The 24500-nt window shown below is 54.0% G+C and carries 25 protein-coding genes and 1 tRNA gene; 17 read left to right on the forward strand and 9 right to left on the reverse strand.

All coding sequences use genetic code 11. The features are described from left to right. Positions 1 to 125: 125 nt before the first annotated feature. The 3 genes from FN082_RS24770 to FN082_RS24780 form a co-directional block, all read right to left on the reverse strand. Positions 126 to 202: transfer RNA gene (locus FN082_RS24770), tRNA-Arg, on the reverse strand. A gap of 231 nt (positions 203 to 433) precedes the next feature. After that, on the reverse strand, positions 434 to 919 hold the full coding sequence (locus FN082_RS24775; protein ID WP_139541434.1) for a hypothetical protein: 486 nt from the start codon (positions 917 to 919) through the stop codon (positions 434 to 436). A gap of 14 nt (positions 920 to 933) precedes the next feature. Further along, positions 934 to 1704, reverse strand: coding sequence for a winged helix-turn-helix domain-containing protein (locus FN082_RS24780; RefSeq protein WP_139541433.1), 771 nt, complete (start codon positions 1702 to 1704; stop codon positions 934 to 936). Positions 1705 to 2426: 722 nt separating this feature from the next. Here FN082_RS24780 and fimA point away from each other — a divergent pair. The 10 genes from fimA (at position 2427) to ybcJ (ending at position 11693) form a co-directional block, all read left to right on the forward strand. Beyond that, entirely contained in the window at positions 2427 to 2975 is a 549-nt protein-coding gene (gene fimA / locus FN082_RS24785; protein ID WP_139541432.1) for a type 1 fimbrial major subunit FimA, read from the forward strand. 72 nt (positions 2976 to 3047) lie between these two features. Then, positions 3048 to 3587: a type 1 fimbrial minor subunit FimI gene (fimI, locus tag FN082_RS24790; protein WP_139541431.1), complete on the forward strand. Its 540-nt coding sequence runs from the start codon at positions 3048 to 3050 to the stop codon at positions 3585 to 3587. A gap of 27 nt (positions 3588 to 3614) precedes the next feature. Then, positions 3615 to 4334 (forward strand): fimbria/pilus periplasmic chaperone, encoded by a 720-nt coding sequence (locus FN082_RS24795; RefSeq protein ID WP_139541430.1) that lies wholly within the window; start codon positions 3615 to 3617, stop codon positions 4332 to 4334. A gap of 83 nt (positions 4335 to 4417) precedes the next feature. Then, complete coding sequence (locus FN082_RS24800; RefSeq protein ID WP_139541429.1) at positions 4418 to 7054, forward strand: fimbrial biogenesis usher protein; 2637 nt, start codon at positions 4418 to 4420, stop codon at positions 7052 to 7054. A gap of 13 nt (positions 7055 to 7067) precedes the next feature. Beyond that, positions 7068 to 7595 carry a type 1 fimbrial adaptor subunit FimF gene (fimF, locus tag FN082_RS24805; RefSeq protein WP_371336525.1) on the forward strand — a complete coding sequence of 176 codons (528 nt, stop codon included), beginning with the start codon at positions 7068 to 7070 and terminating at the stop codon, positions 7593 to 7595. 12 nt (positions 7596 to 7607) lie between these two features. Next, on the forward strand, positions 7608 to 8111 hold the full coding sequence (fimG, locus tag FN082_RS24810) for a type 1 fimbrial minor subunit FimG (protein WP_139541427.1): 504 nt from the start codon (positions 7608 to 7610) through the stop codon (positions 8109 to 8111). Positions 8112 to 8124: 13 nt separating this feature from the next. Next, positions 8125 to 9030, forward strand: coding sequence for a fimbrial protein (locus tag FN082_RS24815; RefSeq protein WP_139541426.1), 906 nt, complete (start codon positions 8125 to 8127; stop codon positions 9028 to 9030). Then, positions 9017 to 10468, forward strand: coding sequence for an EAL domain-containing protein (locus FN082_RS24820; RefSeq protein WP_142982567.1), 1452 nt, complete (start codon positions 9017 to 9019; stop codon positions 10466 to 10468). The genes FN082_RS24815 and FN082_RS24820 overlap by 14 nt, the downstream gene beginning before the upstream one ends. 144 nt (positions 10469 to 10612) lie before the next feature. After that, positions 10613 to 11479, forward strand: a complete 867-nt coding sequence (folD, locus tag FN082_RS24825; RefSeq protein ID WP_139541424.1) for a bifunctional methylenetetrahydrofolate dehydrogenase/methenyltetrahydrofolate cyclohydrolase FolD — start codon at positions 10613 to 10615, stop codon at positions 11477 to 11479. A 1-nt stretch (position 11480) separates the two neighbouring features. Beyond that, on the forward strand, positions 11481 to 11693 hold the full coding sequence (ybcJ, locus tag FN082_RS24830) for a ribosome-associated protein YbcJ (RefSeq protein ID WP_110273138.1): 213 nt from the start codon (positions 11481 to 11483) through the stop codon (positions 11691 to 11693). Positions 11694 to 11725: 32 nt separating this feature from the next. Here the strand turns inward: ybcJ and FN082_RS24835 are convergent, their stop codons facing one another. Then, positions 11726 to 12469 (reverse strand): SDR family oxidoreductase, encoded by a 744-nt coding sequence (locus tag FN082_RS24835; protein ID WP_139541423.1) that lies wholly within the window; start codon positions 12467 to 12469, stop codon positions 11726 to 11728. 180 nt (positions 12470 to 12649) lie between these two features. Between FN082_RS24835 and FN082_RS24840 the strand changes: the two genes are divergently transcribed. Further along, on the forward strand, positions 12650 to 13192 hold the full coding sequence (locus FN082_RS24840) for a metal-dependent hydrolase (protein WP_142982568.1): 543 nt from the start codon (positions 12650 to 12652) through the stop codon (positions 13190 to 13192). A 78-nt stretch (positions 13193 to 13270) separates the two neighbouring features. On the opposite strand, the gene cysS is transcribed toward FN082_RS24840, so the two are convergent. After that, positions 13271 to 14656 (reverse strand): cysteine--tRNA ligase, encoded by a 1386-nt coding sequence (gene cysS, locus FN082_RS24845; RefSeq protein WP_142982569.1) that lies wholly within the window; start codon positions 14654 to 14656, stop codon positions 13271 to 13273. Between the two features lie 173 nt (positions 14657 to 14829). Between cysS and ppiB the strand changes: the two genes are divergently transcribed. The 5 genes from ppiB to purK all read left to right on the forward strand — a co-directional run bounded on the left by ppiB (position 14830) and on the right by purK (position 18157). Then, entirely contained in the window at positions 14830 to 15324 is a 495-nt protein-coding gene (gene ppiB, locus FN082_RS24850) for a peptidylprolyl isomerase B (RefSeq protein WP_112215399.1), read from the forward strand. 3 nt (positions 15325 to 15327) lie between these two features. Next, positions 15328 to 16050, forward strand: coding sequence for a UDP-2,3-diacylglucosamine diphosphatase (lpxH, locus tag FN082_RS24855; protein WP_142982570.1), 723 nt, complete (start codon positions 15328 to 15330; stop codon positions 16048 to 16050). A gap of 107 nt (positions 16051 to 16157) precedes the next feature. After that, positions 16158 to 16487: a hypothetical protein gene (locus FN082_RS24860; RefSeq protein ID WP_139541419.1), complete on the forward strand. Its 330-nt coding sequence runs from the start codon at positions 16158 to 16160 to the stop codon at positions 16485 to 16487. Between the two features lie 96 nt (positions 16488 to 16583). Further along, positions 16584 to 17093, forward strand: a complete 510-nt coding sequence (purE, locus tag FN082_RS24865) for a 5-(carboxyamino)imidazole ribonucleotide mutase (RefSeq protein ID WP_139541418.1) — start codon at positions 16584 to 16586, stop codon at positions 17091 to 17093. Next, positions 17090 to 18157: a 5-(carboxyamino)imidazole ribonucleotide synthase gene (gene purK / locus FN082_RS24870; protein ID WP_142982571.1), complete on the forward strand. Its 1068-nt coding sequence runs from the start codon at positions 17090 to 17092 to the stop codon at positions 18155 to 18157. Before purE ends, purK begins: the two co-directional genes overlap by 4 nt. A 192-nt stretch (positions 18158 to 18349) precedes the next feature. Here the strand turns inward: purK and FN082_RS24875 are convergent, their stop codons facing one another. From FN082_RS24875 to FN082_RS24890, 4 genes are read right to left on the reverse strand one after another with little or no spacing between them, the layout of a single operon-like run. Beyond that, on the reverse strand, positions 18350 to 19243 hold the full coding sequence (locus FN082_RS24875) for a carbamate kinase (protein WP_142982572.1): 894 nt from the start codon (positions 19241 to 19243) through the stop codon (positions 18350 to 18352). Between the two features lie 9 nt (positions 19244 to 19252). Beyond that, complete coding sequence (locus FN082_RS24880) at positions 19253 to 20056, reverse strand: DUF2877 domain-containing protein (protein WP_142982573.1); 804 nt, start codon at positions 20054 to 20056, stop codon at positions 19253 to 19255. A 9-nt stretch (positions 20057 to 20065) separates the two neighbouring features. Continuing rightward, complete coding sequence (locus FN082_RS24885; RefSeq protein WP_142982574.1) at positions 20066 to 21325, reverse strand: YlbE family protein; 1260 nt, start codon at positions 21323 to 21325, stop codon at positions 20066 to 20068. 9 nt (positions 21326 to 21334) lie between these two features. After that, positions 21335 to 23002, reverse strand: a complete 1668-nt coding sequence (locus FN082_RS24890; RefSeq protein ID WP_142982575.1) for an acyl-CoA synthetase FdrA — start codon at positions 23000 to 23002, stop codon at positions 21335 to 21337. A gap of 440 nt (positions 23003 to 23442) precedes the next feature. Here FN082_RS24890 and allD point away from each other — a divergent pair, with 440 nt between their 5' ends. Beyond that, the gene (allD, locus tag FN082_RS24895) at positions 23443 to 24492 is read left to right on the forward strand and encodes an ureidoglycolate dehydrogenase (protein ID WP_142982576.1); all 1050 of its coding nucleotides are present in this window, start codon (positions 23443 to 23445) and stop codon (positions 24490 to 24492) included. The last annotated feature ends 8 nt before the right edge of the window (positions 24493 to 24500 follow it).

Consider the following 24500-nt stretch of genomic DNA (forward strand, 5'->3'; position numbering starts at 1 on the left):
CAGCTACCACTTGATTTAGGTAGAACTGAGTTGACTTCGATAGAACTCGTGACAGAAAAATCCAGTAATATCAGGGAGTATAAAGGATAAAAAGAGAATTCAGTAGAGGTGTGTTGACTTGAAAATGGTACGCCCTACAGGGCTCGAACCTGTGACCTACGGCTTAGAAGGCCGTTGCTCTATCCAACTGAGCTAAGGGCGCACTGAGAAGTGAGAACTTCATGATGTGCAATCGCCGAGAATTATACGGTGCACGCCTGACGAGTCAATGTATTTTGCCGTGAAACTGCGGTTGTGCGGCTAACTTATTGAATTACCCATCTCACACGCTCAAATTGCATACAATTCAGACTTTTACAGCACGTAAAGTCTGCAAGACTGCTACGGCTTGCGTAAAGCCGCTAAAGCGCCTGCACAAGCGTCAGTTCATCGATCATCGTTTCACTTCGCACACAAACAGCGGTGTATCGACAATCATGAAAACTAGCGTATCGTCTCTAACCCTGATCACTCTGGTCAACATTTTTTGCTCAGGCCGGGTTGAAAAGAAAAATGCCGGTAGATACTTTTTAAAGTAGCCGAACTCCTCGCCGTTACTGTAATTCATAATGCTGGCGTCATTATACATAACCATAACGTTATTCTTTTTCATCAGATAGCTAAAAGTCTTGCGTATTCTCAATATGGCATCGCTTGCCGAATCACGGCCGGCGATAGTGATAAACCCATCCCCATTGTCAAAAGAGATATTCATATGAAAATCAATGGTACGGTCTTTATCAAGAATACTCAGGTTCGCATCACAGGCTATGGCTTCCGCCTGCGACCTGAAATGACTAATGAGATAAACACAAATAATCAATATAATCAAAGAACTAAACGCCATAACATAGCTAACATTGTCATTCAACTTCCACATGGTTCACTAACCTATCAATTTAAAAAATAAAATGATTGACACTTTGCATAGGCGCCTGAACCGGACCTATTACGACAGGCAATTAATGACGGATATTCAGCCACATGATTTCCGGTGATATAAACCCAGCGATCGGTACGACAATCTACCGCTGACTTACTGATTAAATTCTCAAAAACACCGTCATCATCAGTGGTAACGTTGGCAAAAATCCGGCACTTATCAACGGGATTGCTTTCTACGTAAGAAGAAAAGTAATCCTTCTGCGGCGAAATGAAAAAATACAATCCCAGGAGCATTAGAGAAAAAATCCCTATGGCATAAAAAACAATCAGCCCTTTTTTTTTACCATCAACACTCTTTTCTACATGATTTTTATTCACTTCAACTACAGTGTGATTTATTTCTAAAATCTCATGAAGTTCTTCCTTAGCATCTATAATGCTCTCCTTGCGTTCGATGGCGATACTGGAAGGGATAGTAAATCCACGCTTGGGGATCGTTTTGATCACTTCCCTGCCACCGTCTATTCGCGCTAACGCCTTTCTCAACAATGAGATGTTTTGATGCAATGTATTCGCATTAACATTCATACCCCGCTCATTCCAGACCCGCGTTAACAATGCTTCCTGAGTGATGATTTCGCCCTGATTTTCAAGCAATATTTTAAAACAGTTACTAGCAGGGATAGGCAATGACACCATTTTATCCCCGTCAACATAGCTAATAAGGTGTGCCTCAGAATCATATATAAGCGATTCATTTATAATATAAAGTACAGCCACTCAAACCACCTCCGATAAGATAATGTCAGGCACGGTCACACAGCAGCAAAATGTGTCGCTGCAAAAGCTTTCTTTCTCAACTGACTAATTGATATGGATTATATTAAAATCGATAACTCCACTCAAATAAAATAAACATTTACTTTCTTAAAATAATTGTCAGGTTTTCTAAAAAACTTCATAAATCACAACAAAATCACAACCTTAAAATCATCATACAAATAAATAATTCATTAATCTCATAAATACATGAGTGGTAACACCACACGCTTAGCAGGTACATTTTGTTGCATATGAAAGTGCTACTACAACTTGCCCGCTCTTAAATTAGTAATAACGCAAGTGACTAATTCAGTTTCTTATGCCGCCATTGGGATAGGAGAGTAAAGGAATCATCTGCATATTTTCAGCAAGGAAAAAATCGTGAAAAATAGAAAACAAAACTCAATTTTAATGATGTTCACCACTTTTAGAAAAACTGCTTTCCACAGTCAAATTCTAATGATTGTGATGGAATTAATTAATCACCAAGGGAGCGACATTATATATCGGCAAAGCACTGTGCCGAATACATCCTAACCCACGCTAAATAGTGACGTTGAATAGGATGAAAATGTGCAGGTTCGGCGACCGGATCATTCTCTAAATAGAGAAACCCTGGAGGCCAGGACGACCATCTATTCGATTCGTAATATCTCTATCTAAATAAAAAGGAACATTGTATGAAAATCAAAACCCTGGCGATTGCTGTACTGTCAGCCATGTCCCTGAGTTCAGCGGCAGCTTATGCAGATACCACCGCGGTCAACGGCGGCACAGTGCATTTTAAAGGGGAAGTGGTCAACGCCGCCTGCGCAGTCGACGCCGATTCAGTAGAGCAAACGGTACAAATGGGCCAGGTGCGCACAGCTAAACTCGCCAGCGCAGGCAGCACCAGCACCGCCGTTGGCTTCAACATCCAGCTAAACGATTGTGACACCAGCGTCGCAACCAAAGCTTCCGTCGCATTCGCCGGTACAGCGATCAACAGCACTAATGCCAACGTTCTGGCTCTGCAAAGCTCTGCCGCAGGTGGTGCATCCAATGTCGGCGTACAGATCCTCGATAAAACCGGCACCCCGCTGGCGCTTGATGGCACATCCTTCAGCTCCGCTGTAACGTTGATCGATGGCACCAATATCATCCCGTTCCAGGCTCGTTACTACGCCACTGGCACAGCAACGGCCGGTACCGCCAACGCTGACGCCACTTTCAAAGTTCAATACGAGTAATTCCAAAGAGTTGCAGGGAAGCGTTAAGGGCCAGGACGGCCCACCTTCTTTAACGTGCTTAAGGTAACTACGATGCAAGGGATGAAATCAGGGCTGTTGATGTTTCTGCTGCCATCGCTCGCGCTAGCCTCCAACCGCTGGGATATCACCTTGCCGGAAGGAAATATGCGCTTTCAGGGTGTCATTATTGCCGAATCCTGCCGCGTAGAGACTGGAGACCAGCAGATGACAGTCAACATGGGACGCATCAGCAGCAACCGCCTGCACGCGGCAGGGGAAGATACCAATCCCGTCTCTTTTGATATTCATTTACAGGATTGCACAACGGCAGTCAGCCAGCGCGTCGGTATCGCTTTTCTCGGCGTGGCTGACGGTAAAAATTCGGACGTACTGTCGGTTGGCGAAGGCCCAGGCATCGCTAGCGGCATCGGCGTTGCGCTATTCGACGAGGAGGATCGTCAAATCCCGCTCAATAGCCCACCACTCGCCTGGACGCCACTGTATAACGGGCCGGTAACACTGCATTTTGTCGCCAAATATCGTGCTACTGGCCGGCAGGTCACCGGGGGCATCGCTAACGCTCAGGCTGGATTCACCTTGACCTACCAATAAGACATAGCCAACACGTAGGGACAGGAAATGACGTTGATTAATAAAGAGGAATACGTGAAAAAGACCACCGTGATGGCTCGCTGCCTACTGGCGGGTTTACTAATGATAGCCGCGCTTCGCGCCGAAGCCGGTGTCGCGCTGGGTACAACCCGCGTTATCTACCCTGCCGGGCAGAAACAGGTTCAACTACCGGTAACCAACAATGCCGAAAACAGCACCTATCTGATTCAATCCTGGGTAGAAAACAACGACGGGCAGAAAGAGAGCCGCTTTGTTATTACCCCGCCGCTGTTCGCCATGCAGGGCAAGAAAGAGAACACGCTGCGCATTATTGATGCGACCAACAATCTGCTGCCGAAAGATCGCGAAAGCCTGTTCTGGATCAACGTGAAAGCGATTCCTTCAATGGATAAAGCGAAGCTCAAAGATAACACGCTCCAGTTGGCGATTATTAGCCGCATCAAGCTCTACTACCGACCGACGAAACTGGCTTTTCCTCCCGATCAAGCCCCGGAAAAGCTGCGCTTTCGCCGCAGCGCCTCCAGCCTGACGCTCAGCAACCCGACCCCGTATTACCTGACGGTAACTGAATTAAATGCCGGTACACGGGTGCTGGAAAACGCGCTAGTACCACCAATGGGCGAAGCATCGGTTTCGCTTCCGCCTGACGCTGGTAGCACAATTACTTACCGGACTATCAATGATTACGGCGCTTTGACGGCAAGAATGCAAGGCCTCGCGCAATAGCCTCAGCAGGACGCTTTTCACCGCACAACCGCTGAATTAACGCATCAGAAATTATCGCCGGACGACTTCGAGCCGGAGGGACCATGTCACATCTGAAAAATGGATCGCGCCATTTCGGCTCCCGGATCACCACAGGCCATCGTCTGCGACCGGGACACCTTTTTATCCAGATACCGCTTGCTCTGCTGATTGCCGCGCAAACTTTTTCCGCGCGGGGGGAACTCTACTTTAACCCACGCTTTTTATCCGACGATCCGTCATCCGTTGCTGATTTATCTGGGTTTGAAAAAGGTCAGGAAGTGCCGCCCGGTTTATATCGCGTCGATATATATCTGAATGATGGTTTTATGACCACACGCGATGTCGAATTTAATGTGGCAGAAAATACCATCGGGCTGGCGCCCTGCCTGACTCGTGGACAGTTGGCGAGTATGGGAGTCAATCCAGCCGCAGTGGCCAAAATGAACGCTCTGGAGGTTGATGCCTGCGTACCGCTTGTCGCTATGATAAAAGAGGCGACCACACGCTTTGATGTCGGCCAGCAGCGCCTTTACCTGACGATCCCGCAGGCATTTATGGGTAATCGCGCACGCGGATATATCCCTCCTGAACTTTGGGATGATGGGATTAACGCAGCCCTGCTCAATTACAGCCTGACTGGAAACAATGTGCGTACCGCGACCGGCGACACCAGCCACTACGCCTGGCTGAATCTACAAAGTGGGCTGAACATTGGCGCATGGCGTCTGCGCGACAACACTAACTGGAGCTATAGCGGCGGTGACGATTCCTCCAGTCATGAAAATAAGTGGCAACACGTCAACACCTGGCTTGAGCGCGATATCACGCCGCTACGCTCGCGGATGACGCTCGGCGATGGCTTTACCGATGGCGATATTTTCGACGGCATTAACTTCCGCGGCGCACAGCTAGCTTCCGATGACAATATGCTCCCGGACAGCCAGAAAGGTTTTGCGCCTGTCATTCACGGTATCGCCCGCGGCACGGCACAAGTTTCGGTCAAACAAAACGGCTACGAAATCTATCAAAGTACAGTGCCACCAGGCCCGTTTACCATTAGCGATCTCTACTCTGCGGGCAATGGCGGTGACCTACAGGTCACCATTAAAGAAACCGATGGCAGCAGCCAGGTCTATAGCGTCCCCTGGTCGTCGGTGCCGGTTTTACAGCGTGAAGGTCATACACGTTATGCCATGACGGTCGGGGAATATCGCAGCGGTAATGGGCAGCAGCAAAAACCAAAGTTCTTCCAAAGCAGTGTATTACGCGGTTTTCCTGACGGATGGACGCTGTATGGTGGCACCCAACTAGCGGACCGCTATCGCGCCTTCAACCTCGGTTTTGGCAAAAACATGGGCGATTTCGGCGCGCTATCGCTGGATATCACCCAGGCCAACGCAAAGCTTGCTGACGACAGCGAACATCAGGGGCAATCTCTGCGTTTTCTCTACAACAAATCACTAACCGAAACGGGAACCAATTTTCAGCTTGTCGGCTATCGCTACTCAACGCGCGGCTATTTTAACTTCGCCGATACGACCTATAACCGGATGAGTGGTTACAACATTGATACCCAAGACGGGATTATCGAGATGAAACCCAAATTTACCGACTACTACAACCTCGCATGGAATAAGCGCGGCAAGGCTCAAGTCAGCATCACCCAACAACTGGGCCGAACGGCGACGCTCTATCTGAGCGGCAGCCATCAGACTTACTGGGGCACTGGCAGCGCGGACCAACAGCTCCAGACCGGTTTGAATGGCGTGGTTGACGATATCAACTTGACCCTGAGCTATAGCCTGACCAGGAATGCCTGGATGGAGGGGCGGGACCAAATACTGGCCCTCAACGTCAATATTCCATTCAGCCACTGGATACGCTCTGACAGCCGATCCGTCTGGCGGCACGCGAGCGCCAGCTACAGCATGTCGCAAGATCTCAACGGACGAATGAGCAATCTCGCGGGCTTGTACGGTACGCTGCTTGAAGACAACAACCTAAGTTACAGCATGCAGACCGGATACGCAGGCGGCGGCATGGGATCCAGCGGCGGCACCGGCTATACGGCCCTTAACTATCGCGGCGGCTACGGCAACGCCAATCTTGGTTACAGCCGTAGCGATGGGTTCAGGCAGCTTTACTACGGCATAAGCGGCGGCGTGCTGGCGCATGCTAACGGCATCACCTTCAGCCAACCGCTGAACGACACCACGGTCCTGATTAAAGCGCCGGGCGCGAACAATGTCAAAGTTGAAAACCAAACCGGCGTGACCACCGACTGGCGAGGATATGCCGTCATCCCCTACGCCACGGAATATCGTGAAAACCGGGTGGCACTGGATACCAACTCGCTGGCAGATAACGTAGACCTGAATGAAGCCGTGGCAAGCGTAGTGCCGACCCACGGGGCCATCGTGCGAGCGGAATTTCGCGCACAGGTGGGAATGAAGCTGTTGTTAACGCTGATGCGCAACGGCAGACCACTGCCCTTCGGCGCAATAGTCACTTCTGAGAGCAACCGCAGTAGCAGCATCGTTGCGGATAACGGTCAGGTTTATCTCAGCGGAATGCCGCTGACAGGCCAGGTCCTGGCGAAGTGGGGCGACGGCGCTGGCGCAAACTGCATGGCGGATTATCACCTGCCAAAAGAGAGCCAACAGCAGGCGCTAAGCCAACTGACGCTCACTTGTCACTGAGGAAACAATCATGATGACAACCCAACGCTATCTCTGCGTCCTCCTGCTCTATGGCTACGCCAGTCTGGCCTTCGCGGCAGACAGCACAATCTCCATTAGCGGATACGTCCGTGACAACGGCTGTGCGGTGGCAGCAGAGTCGAAAGAGTTTACCGTGGTCATGGGCAGCGAAGCAGATAAGCAGTTTCATATTGTGGGCGCGACGACACCCCCGGTCCCTTTCAACATAGTGCTCTCCCCCTGCGGTGGCGCGGTAACGGCGGTAAAAGTTGGCTTTAACGGTCAGGCCGATAACGATAATCCCGACCTGCTGAAGCTGTTTGCCGGTCCGTCAACTGCCGCCGGTATTGGCGTACAAATCCTTAACAGTAAGCGCGTAGCTTTGCCACTCAACGCCAGCTCGGCATCGCTTGCCTGGATCCCTCTGACGCCAGGGCAGACCAATACGCTGAATTTCCATGCTCGCCTCATGTCCACCCGCGTCCCGGTGACCGCCGGGCAGGTTAACGCCATGGCGACATTCACCCTTGAATTTCAATAACTGGAGGCTGACATGAAATGGATTTATTCCCGCGGGTTAGCCGCGGGACTGCTGGCAGCTACCGTTTCTGTGGCACAGGCGGCGGACGTTACCATCACCGTGAAGGGCAAGGTGATAGCAAAACCCTGCACTATCACGACCACCACCGAGAACGTCACCCTGGAGGATCTCTACACCTTCAATATGGTCTCGGCAGGCGCTGCTTCCGAGTGGCACGACGTGAACCTCAATCTGACTAACTGCCCGGTAGGCACCTCACGAGTGACTGCAAGCTTTAGTGGCACCGCCGATAGCACCGGCTATTACCAGAACCAGGGTACCGCCACCAATATCCAACTAGAACTACAGGATAATGACGGCAAAACGCTAAACAACGGTTCGAGCAAAACGATGCGTATAGATGACGTAACCCAGTCAACACGCTTTCCGTTACAGGTCAGAGCGTTGTCGGTGAACGGCGGCGTAACGCAGGGAACGATTCAGGCCGTCATTAATGTCACTTACACCTGGGCCTGACACCGGAGGAAAAATGAAGAAAGTCAGTAGTTTTTTTATCACGTTATTACTTCTGGGCTGCTCGTTTAACGCCTGGTCCTTTGCCTGCCAGACTGCTGCTGGCGTGGCGATTCCTATCGGTGGCGGTTCGGCAAATGTTTACGTCACCATGGCCCCGGCGGTCAACGTTGGGCAGAACCTGGTAGTTGATCTCTCGACGCAGATTTTTTGTCATAACGATTATCCAACGTCGATTACCGATTACGTCACCCTACAGCGCGGGTCAGCCTATGGCGGCGTCCTGAAAAACTTTACTGGAACCGTAAAATATAACGGCACCACTTACCCATTTCCGACCACCAGCGAAACCTCACGGGTGATTTATAACTCCAAAACAGATAAACCGTGGCCTGCCATTCTTTATCTGACGCCGGTGAGCACCGCAGGCGGCGTGGCTATTAGCGCTGGTTCGCTTATTGCGGTCCTGATCCTGCATCAGACCAATAACAAAGATGCCGATGATTTCCAGTTCGTGTGGAATATCTACTCTAACAATGATGTGGTTGTACCCACCGGCGGTTGCGATGTTTCCGCCCGCGATGTCACAGTGATGCTGCCTGATTACCCTGGTTCCACGCCAATCCCATTAACGGTACGCTGCGCGCAAAACCAAAACCTGGGCTTCTATCTTTCAGGAGCAACGGAGGACTCTGGCAATATCATCTTTACCAATACCGCCAGCACGCAACCTGCGCAGGGGGTTGGGGTACAAATTACGCGTAAAGGCAGCAGCTTAGCAGCGAACGACACGGTAGCAATGGGCATAGTCGGCACCTCGCCAGTGGATCTGGGGCTAAGCGCCCAATACGCCCGCACCAACGGACAGGTTAGCGCAGGCAATGTGCAATCGATTATTGGGGTGACCTTTGTCTATCAATAGCCCTGATTTCGACCTCTACGGCCAGATGGACTATATTTTGTCCCCCTGTACCATGACCGCTGAAGGCCTGGTCGGGTTGATGAGTGTAGAGTGTCAGCAAATAACCGTTCTACATCCTCAGTCGGAAAATATGCCGTCTATTCCCAGCACCGGGATGATTAAAAGAGTGGTGGTCTATCTTCCTGATAATCCGTACTGGTTGCTAACAACGTTGCAGGAGACCGCCCTGCTGCTCAACCGCACCTGCGAGCCGATATCAATGCTGATTCTGAGCCGCGTCTCTGCGGCCTGGCTATGGCAAACCTTACAAAAATTAGTCACTCATCCTCAAAAGCTTGTCGGCATCCGGGCCATCAGCTCCGACCTTCCCTGCAGCCAGTTAGCTACTCTGCTGCACGGCGGATATCACGAATGCCTCTGTCTGGAGCAACAAGCGATGATGGAAGAACAGGTATGGGGACATAAGAAAAGCGGCCTGACGCTAAAAGAGGTATCAGTGCTGACAGATCTTTTTGGCGGGTACAGCATAAACCGTCAGTCCCAGGTCAAAAGCCGCAGTAACAAGACCCTTTATTGCCAAAGAAAATCGGGATTGAGAAAGATGGCCAAACATATTCCCCTACTAGCGGCAAACATCCCCGGCGCACGGCAAAAATGGCAAACAGAAGAAGCCAGCGCAAGCCTTTCCGCTCTAGAACGCGAATTCATCCAGGCCATCCACTGCCGTCAGGTCTATCCAGTGTTTCAACCGATCGTCGATGGACAAATGCGCCTGCAAGGGTTTGAAATTCTGGTACGCTGGTATCGGGATGGTCTAATTCTCTCTCCAGGCGAATTCCTGCCGCAAATACGTACTTACTACGCTTGGCTGCTGCTGACCGCATCGGTCCTAAAGGAAGCCGTGCAGCATATAAACACCTGCGCAGGTCGCTATTATTTCTCCATCAATGTTCCCCCCTGCATTGCGAGTAGCTCCAGTCTGGTGCAAATGGTGATGGCGGCTCGTCGCCAACTGCGTCGTTCTGATTGGACGGAAAAGCTGGTACTGGAATTTTCCGAAACGATAGACTTTAATCCGTACGCGCAAAGCGGAAAGTATCTAGCACGACTCAAAGAGCAAGGTTTTCGCATTATGCTGGATGATTGTTTTTCGCAAAGCAGCGTCATCTTTCCGGTCAGGGCTGTTCAGTTCAGCGACTACAAACTGGATAAAAGCATCATTGACGATTTCCAGCACGACCCGCATGCTAGCGCGTTAATTAAGAGCCTGATTTACTATAGTAAGCTCACAGGCAGTCAATGCATTGCCGAAGGCATAGACAGCCAGAAGAAACTCAATTCATTATTAAAGATGGGAGTTAACCACTTTCAGGGCTATTTTATCTCACCTCCGGTGAAAGAAATGGAGTTGACGGCAACCATTACTCGCTTTGCCTGAAAATTAAGCAAATCTATCCGTATATCTTGCCTGACGATGACTAAAGAAAGATAAAATCTCAAACGAAGACTGACAGCGGGGCTGGCTTCTGACAAAATATCGTCATCCCCCTTTCGTAAAGATACAGATGGAATCCTCTCTCTGATGGCAGCAAAAATTATTGACGGTAAAACGATTGCGCAGCAGGTACGCTCTGAGGTTGCGGAAAAAGTGAAGGCTCGCGTTGAGGCAGGAAAGCGCGCGCCAGGGCTAGCCGTCGTGCTGGTCGGCAGCAACCCGGCCTCGCAGATTTATGTCGGCAGCAAGCGCAAAGCGTGTGAAGAGGTAGGCTTCGTCTCCCGCTCGTACGATCTCCCAGAAACCACCAGCGAAGCGGAGCTGCTGGAACTTATCGACACGCTGAATGCCGATAACGCTATTGACGGTATTCTGGTCCAGCTGCCGCTGCCCGCCGGTATTGATAATGTAAAAGTTCTCGAGCGCATTTCGCCGGACAAAGACGTCGACGGTTTCCACCCGTATAACGTGGGTCGCCTGTGCCAGCGCGCGCCGCGCCTGCGTCCGTGCACCCCGCGCGGTATCGTCACGCTGCTTGAACGTTACAACATCGATACCTACGGCCTGAACGCGGTGGTCATTGGCGCATCCAATATTGTCGGACGCCCGATGAGTATGGAGCTGCTGCTGGCGGGTTGCACTACCACCGTCACCCATCGCTTTACCAAAAACCTGCGTCACCACGTCGAAAATGCCGACCTGCTGATCGTCGCAGTCGGCAAGCCGGGCTTTATTCCAGGCGAGTGGATTAAAGAAGGCGCAATCGTCGTCGATGTCGGCATTAACCGCCTGGAAAGCGGCAAAGTGGTTGGCGATGTGGTCTATGAAGATGCCGCCGCGCGCGCGTCTTACATCACGCCGGTTCCCGGCGGCGTCGGCCCGATGACCGTCGCCACCCTTATTCAGAACACGCTGCAAGCGTGCGAAGAGTATCACGATATTCAGGAGGCCTGAGATGGCGAATTTTTCTTTAGGCAAACACCCGCACGTTGAACTCTGCGACCTGCTGAAGCTGGAAGGCTGGAGCGAAAGCGGCGCACAGGCGAAAATCGCCATTGCCGACGGTCTGGTCAAAGTCGACGGCGCGGTCGAAACCCGCAAACGCTGCAAAATCGTCGCCGGTCAAACGGTCAGCTTTGAAGGTCAGAGCATTACCGTTACCGAGTAAAGAGCACAGGCGCCACAACCGGCGCCTGAATTTTATCCCCGCCCGACGAAAGGCATCTCGTTAGCCATAATCGTCAGCTCAAGCACATTCGTCGTTGGCGGCAACGCCGCAATCATCTGGATCGCCGCCGCAACGTCGGCCACGTCCATCATCGCCTCTGGCGCAATCGTGCCGTCAGCCTGATAAACGCCTTTACGCATCCGCGCAGAGAGCTGCGTCTCGGCGTTACCGACGTTAATCTGCCCGCAGGCGATATTGTACTGCCGACAGTCAAGCGCGATAGATTTCGTCAGCCCGGTAATCGCATGCTTCGAGGCGGTATACGGAGCACTATACAGGCGTGGTGTAGTCGCCGAGATGGAAGCGTTGTTTATAATGCGTCCGCCCATCGGCTGCTGCTGTTTCATTATCTTGATAGCTTCTTTGGCGCAGAGGAAACTGGCGTGTACGTTAAGATTGAACACCCGCTGCCACTCCTCAAATGGGATCTCTTCAATTGATTTTGCCGGGCTGTTATTACCCGCATTGTTAAACAACAGATCCAGACGACCAAACTGCTCGCGGACACGCTGAAAAAGCGCCTCAACCTGCCGCGGGTCAGTGACGTCTGCGGCAATCGGAATAAACCGCTCCGCGTCCAGCCCCTGAGCGCACTCGATAAGCTGCTGCTCGTTACGCGCCACAACAATAACCCCATAGCCCATCTGATACAGCGCTTTCGCCGCCGCATAACCAATGCCTTTACTGCCCCCGGTAACCAGCGCCACCTTCTGCATACATCTTCTCCCTTATGATATTTAGCTTCACGCTAGCGCGTTAATGTTCGAACAGGAATAGTCGCAACGCAGAAAATCAGTGCGGTAATCCATTCATTTGCCCAAAATCAGAATCTGGAGGGAATGTCTTTACCAGGTGTAAAGGCGATAATGGCAATTATTTACTCAGGATAACGGGATATGCCTACCATCATCACCCACGCCGCCGTGCCTTTGTGCCTTGGAGCCGGGCTGGGGCTGCGTATTATCCCGCCACGTCTGTTGCTGACTGGCGTCATACTTGCCATGTTGCCGGATGCCGATGTGCTGTCATTCAAGTTCGGCATCGCCTACGGCAATGTCTTCGGCCATCGCGGTTTTACGCATTCCCTACTGTTTGCGTTTATTGTTCCTCTGCTGTGCGTGCTGGTCGCGCAGCGGTGGTTCCGCGTCGGCCTTGTGCGTAGTTGGCTCTTTCTAACGGTTTCGCTGTTATCGCATAGCCTGCTGGATTCAGTTACCACAGGAGGGAAAGGCGTAGGCTGGCTGTGGCCTTGGCTGGATGAGCGTTTTTTTGCGCCCTGGCAGGTCATCAAAGTCGCTCCTTTTGCCTTAGCGCAATACACTACGCCATCCGGCCATCAGGTTATTATTTCAGAACTACAGTGGGTCTGGCTGCCGGGAGCCGCTCTGACGCTGTGTTTGTGGGCATACAGAAGCCGGAAAAAAACTGTAAGGAATTGAATTCAGAGAATTTGTGCTTATCGGGGTTTATTATAAATGATAAGGCCGCAGTAAAGCGGCCTTAACTTCAATAAGAGATTACTTACGCCGCCAGGTAGTGCCCTGCGGGCCATCTTCCAGCACAATGCCCATCTCGTTGAGACGGTCACGCGCAGCATCCGCCGCCGCCCAGTCTTTCGCTTTACGCGCATCCAGACGCTGTTGGATCAAAGACTCAATTTCAGCCACCTCTCCGTCGTCCGCCTGCGCACCACTTTGCAGGAAGGCATCCGGCTCCTGCTCCAGCAGGCCCAGAACCGAAGAGAGCTTACGCATATGCGCGGCCATTGCGTTGGCTGCGGCGGCATCTTCGCTCTTCAGGCGGTTCACTTCACGCGCCATATCGAACAGTACGGAATAGGCTTCCGGAGTGTTGAAATCGTCGTCCATCGCTTCGATAAAGCGCGCCTCAAACGCCTCGCCACCGGCAGGCTCTGCGGTTTTGTCGGTCCCGCGCAGCGCGGTGTACAGGCGCTCCAGCGCTGAGCGCGCCTGTTTGAGGTTCTCTTCGCTATAGTTCAGTTGGCTACGATAGTGGCCGGACATCAGAAAGTAGCGAATGGTCTCCGCGTCGTAGTACTTGAGCACATCGCGCACGGTAAAGAAGTTGCCCAGCGATTTTGACATCTTCTCGCGGTCAACCATCACCATTCCGGAGTGCATCCAGTAATTAACGTACTCGCCGTCGTGGGCACAGGTGGACTGGGCGATTTCGTTTTCATGGTGCGGGAACATCAGATCCGAACCGCCACCGTGAATATCAAAATGGTTGCCCAGCTGTTTGCAGTTCATCGCTGAACATTCAATGTGCCAGCCTGGACGGCCCGCGCCCCATGGCGACGGCCAACTCGGCTCGCCCTCTTTCGACATCTTCCACAGCACAAAGTCCATCGGGTTATGCTTGACGTCAACCACATCAACGCGCGCACCGGCCTGCAGCTGGTCGAGATCCTGGCGCGACAGCTGGCCGTAGTTCGGGTCGGTCGGCACGTCGAACATCACGTCGCCGTTGTCGGCAACGTAGGCGTGGCCCTTGGCGATCAGCTGTTCGGTGATCTCAATAATCTCGGCAATATGGTGAGTTGCACGTGGTTCCTGATCCGGGCGCAGGATATTCAGCGCGTCGAAATCTTTGTGCATCTCGGCAATCATACGATCCACCAGCGCAACGAAGCTTTCACCGTTTTCATTAGCACGCTTAATGATTTTGTCGTCAATGTCGGTGATGTTGCGCACATACTTCAGCTTGAAGCCGAGAAAGCGCAGGTAGCGGGAAACCACGTCGAATGAGACAAACGTACGGCCATGGCCGATATGACAGAGGTCGTAAACGGTAATACCACACACGTACATGCCAACTTCCCCGGCATGGATAGGTTTAAATTCTTCTTTTTGGCGCGTTAGTGTATTAAAAATTTTTAACATCGAAGATTCCGTGTAAACGTGTGTGGGTATAAGTCGCGTATTCTAACCTTAATTCAACCCCGAAGCAGCACACATTGCAAGGTGATCCAACCCCGAGGTTATGCTATAACAGCCCCCTATATCTCACCCGACTCCGGGTGCAGGCACCACAATCATCGGAACAGGATGCAAAAATGGTAACTTTCCACACCAATCATGGCGATATCGTAATCAAGACGTTTGACGACAAGGCGCCGGAAACAGTTAAAAACTTCCTGGACTACTGTCGTGAAGGTTTCTACGACAACACCATTTTCCACCGTGTTATCAACGGCTTTATGATTCAGGGCGGCGGTTTTGAACCCGGCATGAATCAGAAAACCACCAAATCCCCGATTCAGAACGAAGCGAACAACGGTCTGAAAAACACCCGTGGTACCCTGGCAATGGCTCGTACTCAGGCCCCTCACTCCGCCACCGCGCAGTTCTTCATCAACGTCGCCGATAACGACTTCCTGAACTTCTCTGGCGAAAGCCTGCAGGGTTGGGGCTACTGCGTATTCGCAGAAGTGGTTGAAGGTATGGACGTGGTCGACAAAATCAAATCGGTCTCCACTGGCCGCAGCGGCATGCACCAGGATGTGCCGAAAGAAGATGTTGTGATCAAAAGCGTCACCGTCAGCGAGTAATTCGTGGCGACACTTTTTATTGCGGATTTGCATCTGCAAACGGAAGAACCGGCGATTACCGCCGGTTTTCTGCACTTTTTACAGGGTGAAGCCCGCAAGGCAGACGCCCTGTATATTCTTGGGGACCTGTTTGAAGCGTGGATCGGTGATGACGATCCGAACCCGCTGCATCAGCAAATTGCCTCAGCGATCAAAGCATTAACCGACTCCGGCGTCCCCTGCTACTTCATCCACGGCAACCGCGATTTTCTCGTCGGCAAGCGATTTGCCCGCCAAAGCGCGATGACTCTGCTGCCGGAAGAGCAGCTTCTCGATCTCTACGGGCGCAAGGTGCTGATTATGCACGGCGATACCCTTTGCACCGACGACGCTGGCTATCTGGCGTTTCGCGCCAAGGTTCATTCCCCCTGGATCCAGCGCCTGTTTCTGGCCCTGCCGCTGTTTATCCGCCGCCGTATTGCCGCCAAAATGCGCGCCAACAGCAAAGCCGCCAACAGCAGCAAGTCGATGGAAATCATGGACGTGAACCCGCAGGCAGTGATTGACGTCATGGAGAAGCATCACGTCCAGTGGCTGATTCACGGGCATACGCACCGTCCTGCCGTTCATCAGCTACAAGCCAACGACCAGACCGCTTATCGCGTGGTTCTTGGCGCGTGGCATAGCGAAGGTTCAATGGTCAAAGTCACGCCAGAAGACGTCGAGCTGATTCATTTCCCTTTCTAGCGCCCTGCAAGCACAATTCTGAAAAAGCCCCTCCTGGCAACAGAATTGCTGTCTTTACGCTTAACCGCCAGGTTAGTTTTCAGCCAAATCACTCTCAAGGAACGAGCATGCAAAAGTGGAGTCAGCCCCTGATTTGGGGAATGGTTATCGCCATCATCGCCCCGATTACGGTAAGTTTTTTCGGTCTGGCGTTTATCTATCTCGGTTCGCTCAGCGTAGTGGGAATCGCGGTTTTACTCTGGATCCTCTATTTTTACGCGATTTATCTGCTCTGCACGCGTCCCCATGATGACCGCTTCGTGCAAATATACATGCTGATTATGAGTATTCTTATGCTGCCCTGGGGACTGGTGCTGGTTTTTACCTTTTTCGCCAGCGCGACCAAAGCCCACAACCAGCGAGTTTCATCAGATACCGATGAGACAAAAGACGCCTGACCATGCATACGCAACCGTTTTCCTTACCGGGAGTTCATGCTATTCTCTGTGGCCTCTAAAGCAGTGTGAAACACACCCACAGGAGTTTTAAGACGCATGTCTTCCCGCAATAATTCGGCGCGTATCGCCATCGTGATGGGGTCCAAAAGCGACTGGGCTACCATGCAATTTACCGCAGAAATCCTTGATGCCCTGAACGTTCCGTACCATGTCGACGTGGTCTCCGCACACCGCACTCCCGATAAACTGTTTAGCTTCGCCGAAAGCGCAGAAGAGAACGGTTTTCAGGTGATTATTGCCGGTGCGGGCGGCGCGGCGCATCTGCCGGGCATGATTGCGGCGAAAACGCTGGTGCCGGTTTTAGGCGTACCGGTGCAAAGCGCAGCATTAAGCGGCGTTGACAGTCTCTACTCCATTGTCCAGATGCCGCGCGGCATTCCGGTTGGCACTCTGGCGATCGGTAAAGCCGGGGCCGCCAACGCCGCCCTGCTGGCCGCGCAGATCCTCGCGCAGCATGATGCTGAACTGCACCAGCGCCTGAGCGCCTGGCGTCAGGCGCAAACCGATGAAGTGCTGGATAACCCGGACCCGCGGGGTGCGGCATGAAGCAGGTTTGCGTTCTCGGTAACGGCCAGCTAGGCCGGATGCTGCGCCAGGCCGGCGAGCCGCTGGGTATTGCGGTCTGGCCGGTCGGTCTGGAAGCCGACCCGGAAGCGGTGCCGTTTCAGCAGAGCGTGATCACCGCAGAGATTGAACGCTGGCCGGAGACCGCCCTGACCCGCGAACTGGCGCGTCATTCTGCCTTCGTCAACCGCGATGTCTTCCCGATTATCGCCGATCGTCTGACACAAAAGCAGCTGTTCGACAAGCTGGAACTCGCCACCGCCCCGTGGCAGCTTCTGGCGGATAAAAGCGAGTGGCCTGCGGTATTTGCTCGCCTTGGCGAACTGGCTATCGTTAAGCGCCGCGTCGGCGGCTACGATGGTCGCGGCCAGTGGCGTTTGCGGGAAAATGAAACCGCGCAACTGCCGGATGAAAACTACGGCGAGTGTATCGTCGAGCAGGGGATTAACTTCTCTGGCGAAGTGTCGCTGGTCGGCGCACGCGCTCAGGATGGTAGCACGGTCTTCTACCCGTTGACCCGCAACCTGCATCAGGACGGTATTTTACGTGCCAGCGTCGCTTTTCCGCAGGCCAATGCCCGCCAGCAAGCGCAGGCGGAGCAAATGCTGTCGGCGGTTATGCATGAGCTAGGCTATGTCGGCGTGATGGCGATGGAGTGCTTTATCACTCCGGAAGGGTTGCTGATTAACGAGCTGGCGCCGCGCGTGCATAACAGCGGCCACTGGACGCAGAACGGAGCGTCTATTAGTCAGTTCGAACTGCATTTGCGGGCGATTACCAGCCTGCCACTGCCGCCGCCGGTAGTGAACAGCCCGTCGGTGATGATCAACCTGATCGGTACCGACCTGAACTACGACTGGCTGAAGCTGCCGCTGGTGCATCTGCATTGGTACGATAAAGAGGTGCGTCCGGGTCGTAAAGTTGGGCACCTGAACCTGACCGACAGCGATACCGACCGCCTGAGCGCGACGCTGGAAGCGCTGAAGCCGCTGCTGCCGCCGGAATACACCAGCGGTATCTTCTGGGCGCAGGCGCAGCTCGCATAATCCTGCCCGTCATCCCGGCTTGCGGCGCGCTGCGCCTTAGCCGGGCTATAAAACCCTCTATGCGCACGGATTCTTCGGGTATTTTCCCGGAGGCGGTGCTGCGCACCTGTCCGGGCTACCCGATCGCACAATCTTGTAGCCCGGGCAGGCGCTTTGCGCCGCCCCGGGAAAAGCGCGCACAATAGCCACCCATCAGGGCTTGATGCAGGTTCCCGCCAACCCGGCCAGAGTGTCATCGATGCGCGATAGCGCACCTATCCACGCTCGCTTGCCCCGGCGGCGCACGTAGCCGCTTACCGCCGCGATTTTCGGCCCCATTGCGCCGTCATCACGGGCAAACGGGGCCAGCTCTTCCGGCGTTGCTTCGCGGATCGGTCGCTGCATCGGAGTCCCCCAATGTTCATAGACCGCATCCGCGTCGGTGAGGATCACCAGGCCATCAGCATTAATCTGCTCTGCCAGCAGCGCGGCGGCGAGGTCTTTATCAATCACCGCCTCCGCACCCTGCCCGCTCTCCAGCACCGGAATTCCCCCGCCGCCGCAGCAAATCACCGCGTGACCTACGCCCAGCAGGCGCTCAATCGACTCGCTCTCCTCAATCCGCACCGGCGTCGGCGAAGGAACCACCCGGCGCAGGTACTTGCCATCGCGCTTCATCGTCCAGCCGTACTCCGCTTCAAGCTGTTTCTGCAACTCCGGATCGTAAACCGGGCCAATAAACTTCTCCGGCGATGAAAAAGCCGGATCGTTCGAGGCTACCGCAATGCGCGTCATCACCGTCGACACCGGCGGCATCTCTGGCTCCTGCGCCAGACGCTGGGCCAGCATATAGCCAATCATGCCCTGGCTCTCCGCCACCAGCACGTCCAGCGGATAAGGTTCAACATCGCGATAGGCCAGATTTTGCAGCGCCAGCAGGCCCACCTGCGGTCCGTTACCGTGAACAATCGCCAGCCGATAGTTCTGCACCAGGCGCGCCAGCGCCGGAACCGCGCTCTCAATATTGCGATACTGATTTTCAACGGTCAGCGCTTCCCCGCGCTGTAATAAAGCGTTGCCGCCGAGGGCAACCACCAGCGTTTTCATGATTTTTCCTTAGATAATGTGTTGCGCTAACCAGAATCCCAGCAAGGTATCGGCGCCGGAGGTATGGCCCATCGCCAGCAGAGCTTCGATGGCGGGTTCAATACGTCGTCGGCGTTGCAGAGCATGAGCAAAATGCATTAGCGGCGAGGCAAAACGCCCCTCGCTGGCGTAGCGTAAATAGTTGACGCTCACCTGGGTCGTCGTCGCATGCAGATCGCCGGAAGCGCGAAAGAAAGTCCGCCCACCGTAACGGGACATTTGCCCCGCGCACCACGCCGCCAGCATCATGCCGATCAGCATATCGTCCAGACTCGGCGTCAGGCCCGGCCCTTTACCCAGCCATAATCGCCAGTCGATAGCATTGCCGGTCAGCGCCGAGGCAAAACAGTGGCGTAATTGCCGCAGCTCAGGATGCTGCGGCAGATGAATCGCCTGCGACAGCGGCCCGAACAGCCCGGTCTCTTCCGGGCGATTCATTAACGTTGCTGGCAGATAAGCACCATTAGGCTGATAACAAGGCCGTAGGGAGCAGCGCCGGCGCGGTGGCGACAGCAAAAGGCTATCGACCTGAATGCCGTTATCCCGCGCGAGCGGCAGCGCTCCCGCCCGCAGCGCCGCGTGTAAGCGGATAAAATCGCGATGGCGTAATACCCATCCGCCAGGGCTCACCCCCTGCCCCTGATGATGAAGCGTCAGCAGCGCGCCGCCTTCAACATAGAGATTGATAGTGCGTTGCCAGAGGCCGCCGGTTCGCCAGGGCTGGCGATGGTCCGGCGCATCGACGCTGCCTATCAGCGGACGAATAGTCTCCATCGCGCCTCCTCAGCTCACGCCCAGCTCGTCCGCCAGCGCTTCCAGCGCCAGTTCGAAACAGGCCAACGGCGCTCTGACGGTCCCGGCGCCAATCTGGCCGATCCCCGCCTCTTTGTGGGCAATGCCGGTGTTGATAAGCGGAGTAATGCCGGTTTCAACCACCCGACGAATATCCAGGCCCAGACAGGCCCCCTGGAAATCCCATCCCGGAATTTGCAGCTGCATATTGCGCTCAAGGAAGATTTCCGCCATCTCCTCGGAAACGGATTTCGCCGCCTCCATTCCGCCCGCGCCGACAAAGCGCGTCACGCCTGGGGCCGCGATCATTGCCGCGCCGCCAATACCGAAGGTTTCGGTAATGGCGCTATCGCCCATATCCGGGTTGGCCTGCTCCTGAGAAAAGCCGGTGAAAAACAGCCCCTGCGGCGTATTGACCGGCGCGGTAAACCAACGGTCGCCCAGCCCGCTGACGCGGATACCGAACATATCGCCGTTGCGGGTCATCGCGGTGACGATACTGCCCGCACGAATTTGCGCCCCGCTATCCATCGCCGCTTTGCAGTAGGCCATCGCCAGGTTAAGGAAGAACTGATCGGTAATGGCAAGGAAGTCCATCACTTCAGCAATCTGCTGTTTGTCATGGTTGAGGCGCGCCAGATGCGGCGCCAGCGTGCGCATCAGCAGCGCGGAGGTGGCGATGTTGCGCTGGTGGAACTCATCCCCCATAGTGATGCCCTGCGCCATCATCGCGGTGAGGTCGATGCCGCGCTCCATCTGTTTCAGCGCCGCGCTGAGAACCGGCATCAGCACATCGCGCATCCAGCGCAGGCGCTGCTGGACGTCTTCGCCGTAAGCGCCGAAACGCATCACCTTGCCAATCCCTTCATTCAGATTGCAATACGCGCGGTTGCCTTCGGCGATGTTCTCCACCACCAGCATCGGCATATTTGGCGAAGTAATGCCGCCCATCGGCCCCACGGCGTTAACGTGATGGCAGGGAATAAAGGTAATCTCGCCGCTTTCCAGCATCGCATGGGCCGTTTTTTCATCCTGCGCCCAGCCTTCAAACAGACATGCGCCAATACAGGCCCCTTTCATCGGGCCGGTCATCTCCTGCCAGCGCATCGGCGGCCCGGCATGAAGCAAGGTTTTATTCTGATTCAACGCCCCGATTAAAGAACCCGCCGGCTTCACATCCAGCCAGTGCGGACGTGCATTACGAATTCGTTCTATTACTGCGTCATTGGCCTGCGCCACTGATGTAAACATAGAGACCTCTTATTGCAAACGTTCTAATAAACGAGCCAGTTTCTTATTCCCCCCGGCGATCGGCGCCCACTGATAGTGGACAACCGGCGTTCCGGCGGACTGTAAATCGAGCGCGAAGCTGCGCAGGCCAGCGTTGATCACCGCCACGCCGTCCAGCAGGGTGGCGCGCGGGGCCAGTTCGGCCATCCGTTGCGGGCTAATCAGCGCGCTGGCGAGCAGGGTGGCTTCGGGAAGGCTGTCGACCACCACAATCCCCGCATCTTCAAGAACGGCTATCTGGCGGGAACGGCACTGCGGATCGGTTTCGGTGCCGGTCACCGTCGCAATAACGTGCAGCGGATGACTATCATCCCTGAGCGCCCAGGCCCGCTGGCAAGCTGCCACCAGCGATTCAGCAGGATCGGCAGTCGCGCCGTAACCAATCACCACGTCCAGCAGCAGTACGCCAACCTGAGTTTGCTCACCCAGTTCAGCAATCAGCTGGTTGCGCAGCGAAGGGTCGATCATCGGATGCGGGCGGCCTACGGTGTAAAAATCATCGCCGAGGTCGACTATCTGGTGGCCCTGCGCATTGAGCATCATGCCCTGTGGATGATGTTCGTCAGGAGTGATACCCAGCCGTTCAGCGAGCAGCCCGGCGGATTCCGCGGCCAGCGTGCCGCCGGTGTACAAACCGCGAATCTGTTTTCCCGCCACCGCGGTCAGGGTTTCCTGATGGCGCACCACCCGCGCCAGCAGGCAGGCCAGACGCCCGGCTTCATCCAGCGTGCGGGCAAACCAGACGTTCTCATCGCGGGTAGCTTTCGGCGCATAGCCAAGAAACAGCGCCACTACCGGTTTACCGCTGCGCTTCATGGCGCTAACGATCTTCAGGCGCACCGCCTCGGCGGGCGGCTTAGAAACAAAGGCCAGCACCTGGCTCTGCCCGTCCTGCGTCAGCATTTCCAGCGCCGTTTGCGCGCTAATACCGCCCACTTCAGCGCTCAGGTCACGTCCGCCAAGACCAATCGCATGGCTGATTCCTTCGCCGCCGAGGACAATTTGCGAGACCAGTTCCTGAATGCCGGTACCGGATGCGCCAATCACGCCGATATTGCCGTCCGGCGTGACGTTGGCAAAAGCCAGCGGCGTTCCGGCAATCATGGCGGTGCCGCAGTCCGGCCCCATCACCAGCAGCCCTTTATCGCGAGCACGTTTTTTGAGGGCGATTTCGTCCTCCAGCGTGACGTTGTCGGAGAAAATCATCACGTTTTTCTCACTGCTGAGCGCCTGGTGGGCTAACTCCGCAGCATACTCTCCAGCAACGGAAATCAAGGTCATATTGGCCTGAAGCAACTTTTGCGTGGCGCTTTGCCAGCGACGAACCACGCTGAGGCTCTGACTCTGCCCGCTCCCCTGCGCCAGGGCGCTGAGAGCTTCATCAAGACCAGCAATAACCATTTCCGTCACCGACGCATCCGCGCAATCGGTGCGGATCGCCACGCAAATATCGTTCGGCGTCGCCGTGGCAAAATCGTCGTGCCAGAAACCGGTGGTTTCCAGCAGCGATTTATTGGCCGGTGTTCCCATCATGACCGAAACATCGTCGACATTTTCTGACTCACTCAGTTTTCTTGAAATAATCATTAAACTGACTGAATCCTGAAAACAGCCCTTTTTAATAAAGGCATGGATCATAATAACTCCCCAATAATTGCACCCATTGCAATTGAATGAGCATGGTTAATCTGCCATCAGGCTAACGAGATAAATTTATTGTCGGCGTGACCAATATCACATGGGAATTATTACAAGATGCTTTCAAATAAACGCCATAACATTATCTCGTAATTTTCAATGAATATACCCTTCATACTTCAAGTTGCTTATGTGTTGGCTGCATTCGTTCACCCCAGTCACATAGTTATCTATGCTCCTGGGGACTCACTCCCTTGCCGCCTTTAAGCAACTCGAATTATTTTGGGTATAGATTAACCGGGTCCCTTCTGATAAATCGGCGGTGATTATCAAATAAAATCTAACTAACTATTTTTACCAATACAGATCACAATTTAAGTTTATTTTCCCCGTATTTTAGTCGGCAGTCAGGCTCTACACCGTCGTTAAAAGGAAGACAGATGAAAGTCAGTCGGGAAACACTTCATCAGCTTATTGCCAATAAGCTGAACACAGCAGGGCTTACTCATGATCACGCGGATATTATTGCCGACGTGCTGGTTTATGCCGATGCCAGGGGAATTCATTCGCACGGCGCGGTTCGCGTTGAATATTATGCGGAGCGTATTTCAAAAGGCGGAACCAATCGTAACCCCACCTTCACCTTTGAAAAGAGCGGCCCCTGCAGCGGGATTTTGCATGCCGATAACGCCGCCGGTCAGGTTGCCGCCAAAATGGGTATGGAACAGGCGATAGAAATCGCCCGGGAAAACGGCGTGGCCGTGGTCGGCATTCGGCGCATGGGACATAGCGGCGCGATCTCCTACTTCGCGCAGCAGGCGGCCCGGGCCGGGTTTATCGGACTTTCGCTGTGTCAGTCAGACCCGATGGTCGTGCCATTTGGCGGCGCGGAAATCTATTACGGCACCAACCCGCTGGCCTTTGCCGCACCCGGCGAGGGCGACGATATCATCACCTTCGATATGGCGACCACCGTGCAAGCCTGGGGGAAAATTCTCGATGCCCGCTCGCGTCATGAAACCATCCCCGATAGCTGGGCGGTGGATAAAAACGGCGCGCCGACCAGCGACCCGTTTGCCGTTCACGCCCTGCTGCCGGCTGCGGGACCAAAAGGCTACGGCCTGATGATGATGATCGACGTTCTCTCCGGCATTTTGCTCAACCTTCCCTTTGGCCGCCAGGTCAGCTCGATGTACGACAACCTGAGCAAGGGGCGCGAGCTGGGGCAGCTACATATCGTCATCAACCCGGAGTTTTTCTCCTCCAGCGCGTTATTCCGCCAGCATATCAGCGACACCATGCGCGAATTAAACGCCATTACGCCAGCCCCTGGATTTAACCAGGTTTATTACCCTGGGCAGAACCTGGATATCAATGAGAAAAACAGCGCCGTCGACGGTATCGAGATCGTTGATGAGATTTATGACTATCTGGTTTCGGACGCTTTATACAACCGCTCTTATGAAACCAATTCCCCTTTTGCTCAATAAATTAAAAT

The organism is Klebsiella spallanzanii (assembly GCF_902158555.1).
Classification (GTDB): domain Bacteria; phylum Pseudomonadota; class Gammaproteobacteria; order Enterobacterales; family Enterobacteriaceae; genus Klebsiella; species Klebsiella spallanzanii.

Excerpts from the sequence above, each read along its gene's own strand:
- FN082_RS24775 (WP_139541434.1), bottom strand. The coding sequence starts at position 919 with ATGTGGAAGTTGAATGACAATGTTAGCTATGTTATGGCGTTTAGTTCT.
- fimA (WP_139541432.1), top strand. The coding sequence starts at position 2,427 with ATGAAAATCAAAACCCTGGCGATTGCTGTACTGTCAGCCATGTCCCTG.
- fimI (WP_139541431.1), top strand. The coding sequence starts at position 3,048 with ATGCAAGGGATGAAATCAGGGCTGTTGATGTTTCTGCTGCCATCGCTC.
- FN082_RS24795 (WP_139541430.1), top strand. The coding sequence starts at position 3,615 with ATGACGTTGATTAATAAAGAGGAATACGTGAAAAAGACCACCGTGATG.
- FN082_RS24800 (WP_139541429.1), top strand. The coding sequence starts at position 4,418 with ATGTCACATCTGAAAAATGGATCGCGCCATTTCGGCTCCCGGATCACC.
- fimF (WP_371336525.1), top strand. The coding sequence starts at position 7,068 with ATGACAACCCAACGCTATCTCTGCGTCCTCCTGCTCTATGGCTACGCC.
- fimG (WP_139541427.1), top strand. The coding sequence starts at position 7,608 with ATGAAATGGATTTATTCCCGCGGGTTAGCCGCGGGACTGCTGGCAGCT.
- FN082_RS24815 (WP_139541426.1), top strand. The coding sequence starts at position 8,125 with ATGAAGAAAGTCAGTAGTTTTTTTATCACGTTATTACTTCTGGGCTGC.
- folD (WP_139541424.1), top strand. The coding sequence starts at position 10,613 with ATGGCAGCAAAAATTATTGACGGTAAAACGATTGCGCAGCAGGTACGC.
- ybcJ (WP_110273138.1), top strand. The coding sequence starts at position 11,481 with ATGGCGAATTTTTCTTTAGGCAAACACCCGCACGTTGAACTCTGCGAC.
- FN082_RS24835 (WP_139541423.1), bottom strand. The coding sequence starts at position 12,469 with ATGCAGAAGGTGGCGCTGGTTACCGGGGGCAGTAAAGGCATTGGTTAT.
- FN082_RS24840 (WP_142982568.1), top strand. The coding sequence starts at position 12,650 with ATGCCTACCATCATCACCCACGCCGCCGTGCCTTTGTGCCTTGGAGCC.
- cysS (WP_142982569.1), bottom strand. The coding sequence starts at position 14,656 with ATGTTAAAAATTTTTAATACACTAACGCGCCAAAAAGAAGAATTTAAA.
- ppiB (WP_112215399.1), top strand. The coding sequence starts at position 14,830 with ATGGTAACTTTCCACACCAATCATGGCGATATCGTAATCAAGACGTTT.
- FN082_RS24860 (WP_139541419.1), top strand. The coding sequence starts at position 16,158 with ATGCAAAAGTGGAGTCAGCCCCTGATTTGGGGAATGGTTATCGCCATC.
- purE (WP_139541418.1), top strand. The coding sequence starts at position 16,584 with ATGTCTTCCCGCAATAATTCGGCGCGTATCGCCATCGTGATGGGGTCC.
- purK (WP_142982571.1), top strand. The coding sequence starts at position 17,090 with ATGAAGCAGGTTTGCGTTCTCGGTAACGGCCAGCTAGGCCGGATGCTG.
- FN082_RS24875 (WP_142982572.1), bottom strand. The coding sequence starts at position 19,243 with ATGAAAACGCTGGTGGTTGCCCTCGGCGGCAACGCTTTATTACAGCGC.
- FN082_RS24880 (WP_142982573.1), bottom strand. The coding sequence starts at position 20,056 with ATGGAGACTATTCGTCCGCTGATAGGCAGCGTCGATGCGCCGGACCAT.
- FN082_RS24885 (WP_142982574.1), bottom strand. The coding sequence starts at position 21,325 with ATGTTTACATCAGTGGCGCAGGCCAATGACGCAGTAATAGAACGAATT.
- FN082_RS24890 (WP_142982575.1), bottom strand. The coding sequence starts at position 23,002 with ATGATCCATGCCTTTATTAAAAAGGGCTGTTTTCAGGATTCAGTCAGT.
- allD (WP_142982576.1), top strand. The coding sequence starts at position 23,443 with ATGAAAGTCAGTCGGGAAACACTTCATCAGCTTATTGCCAATAAGCTG.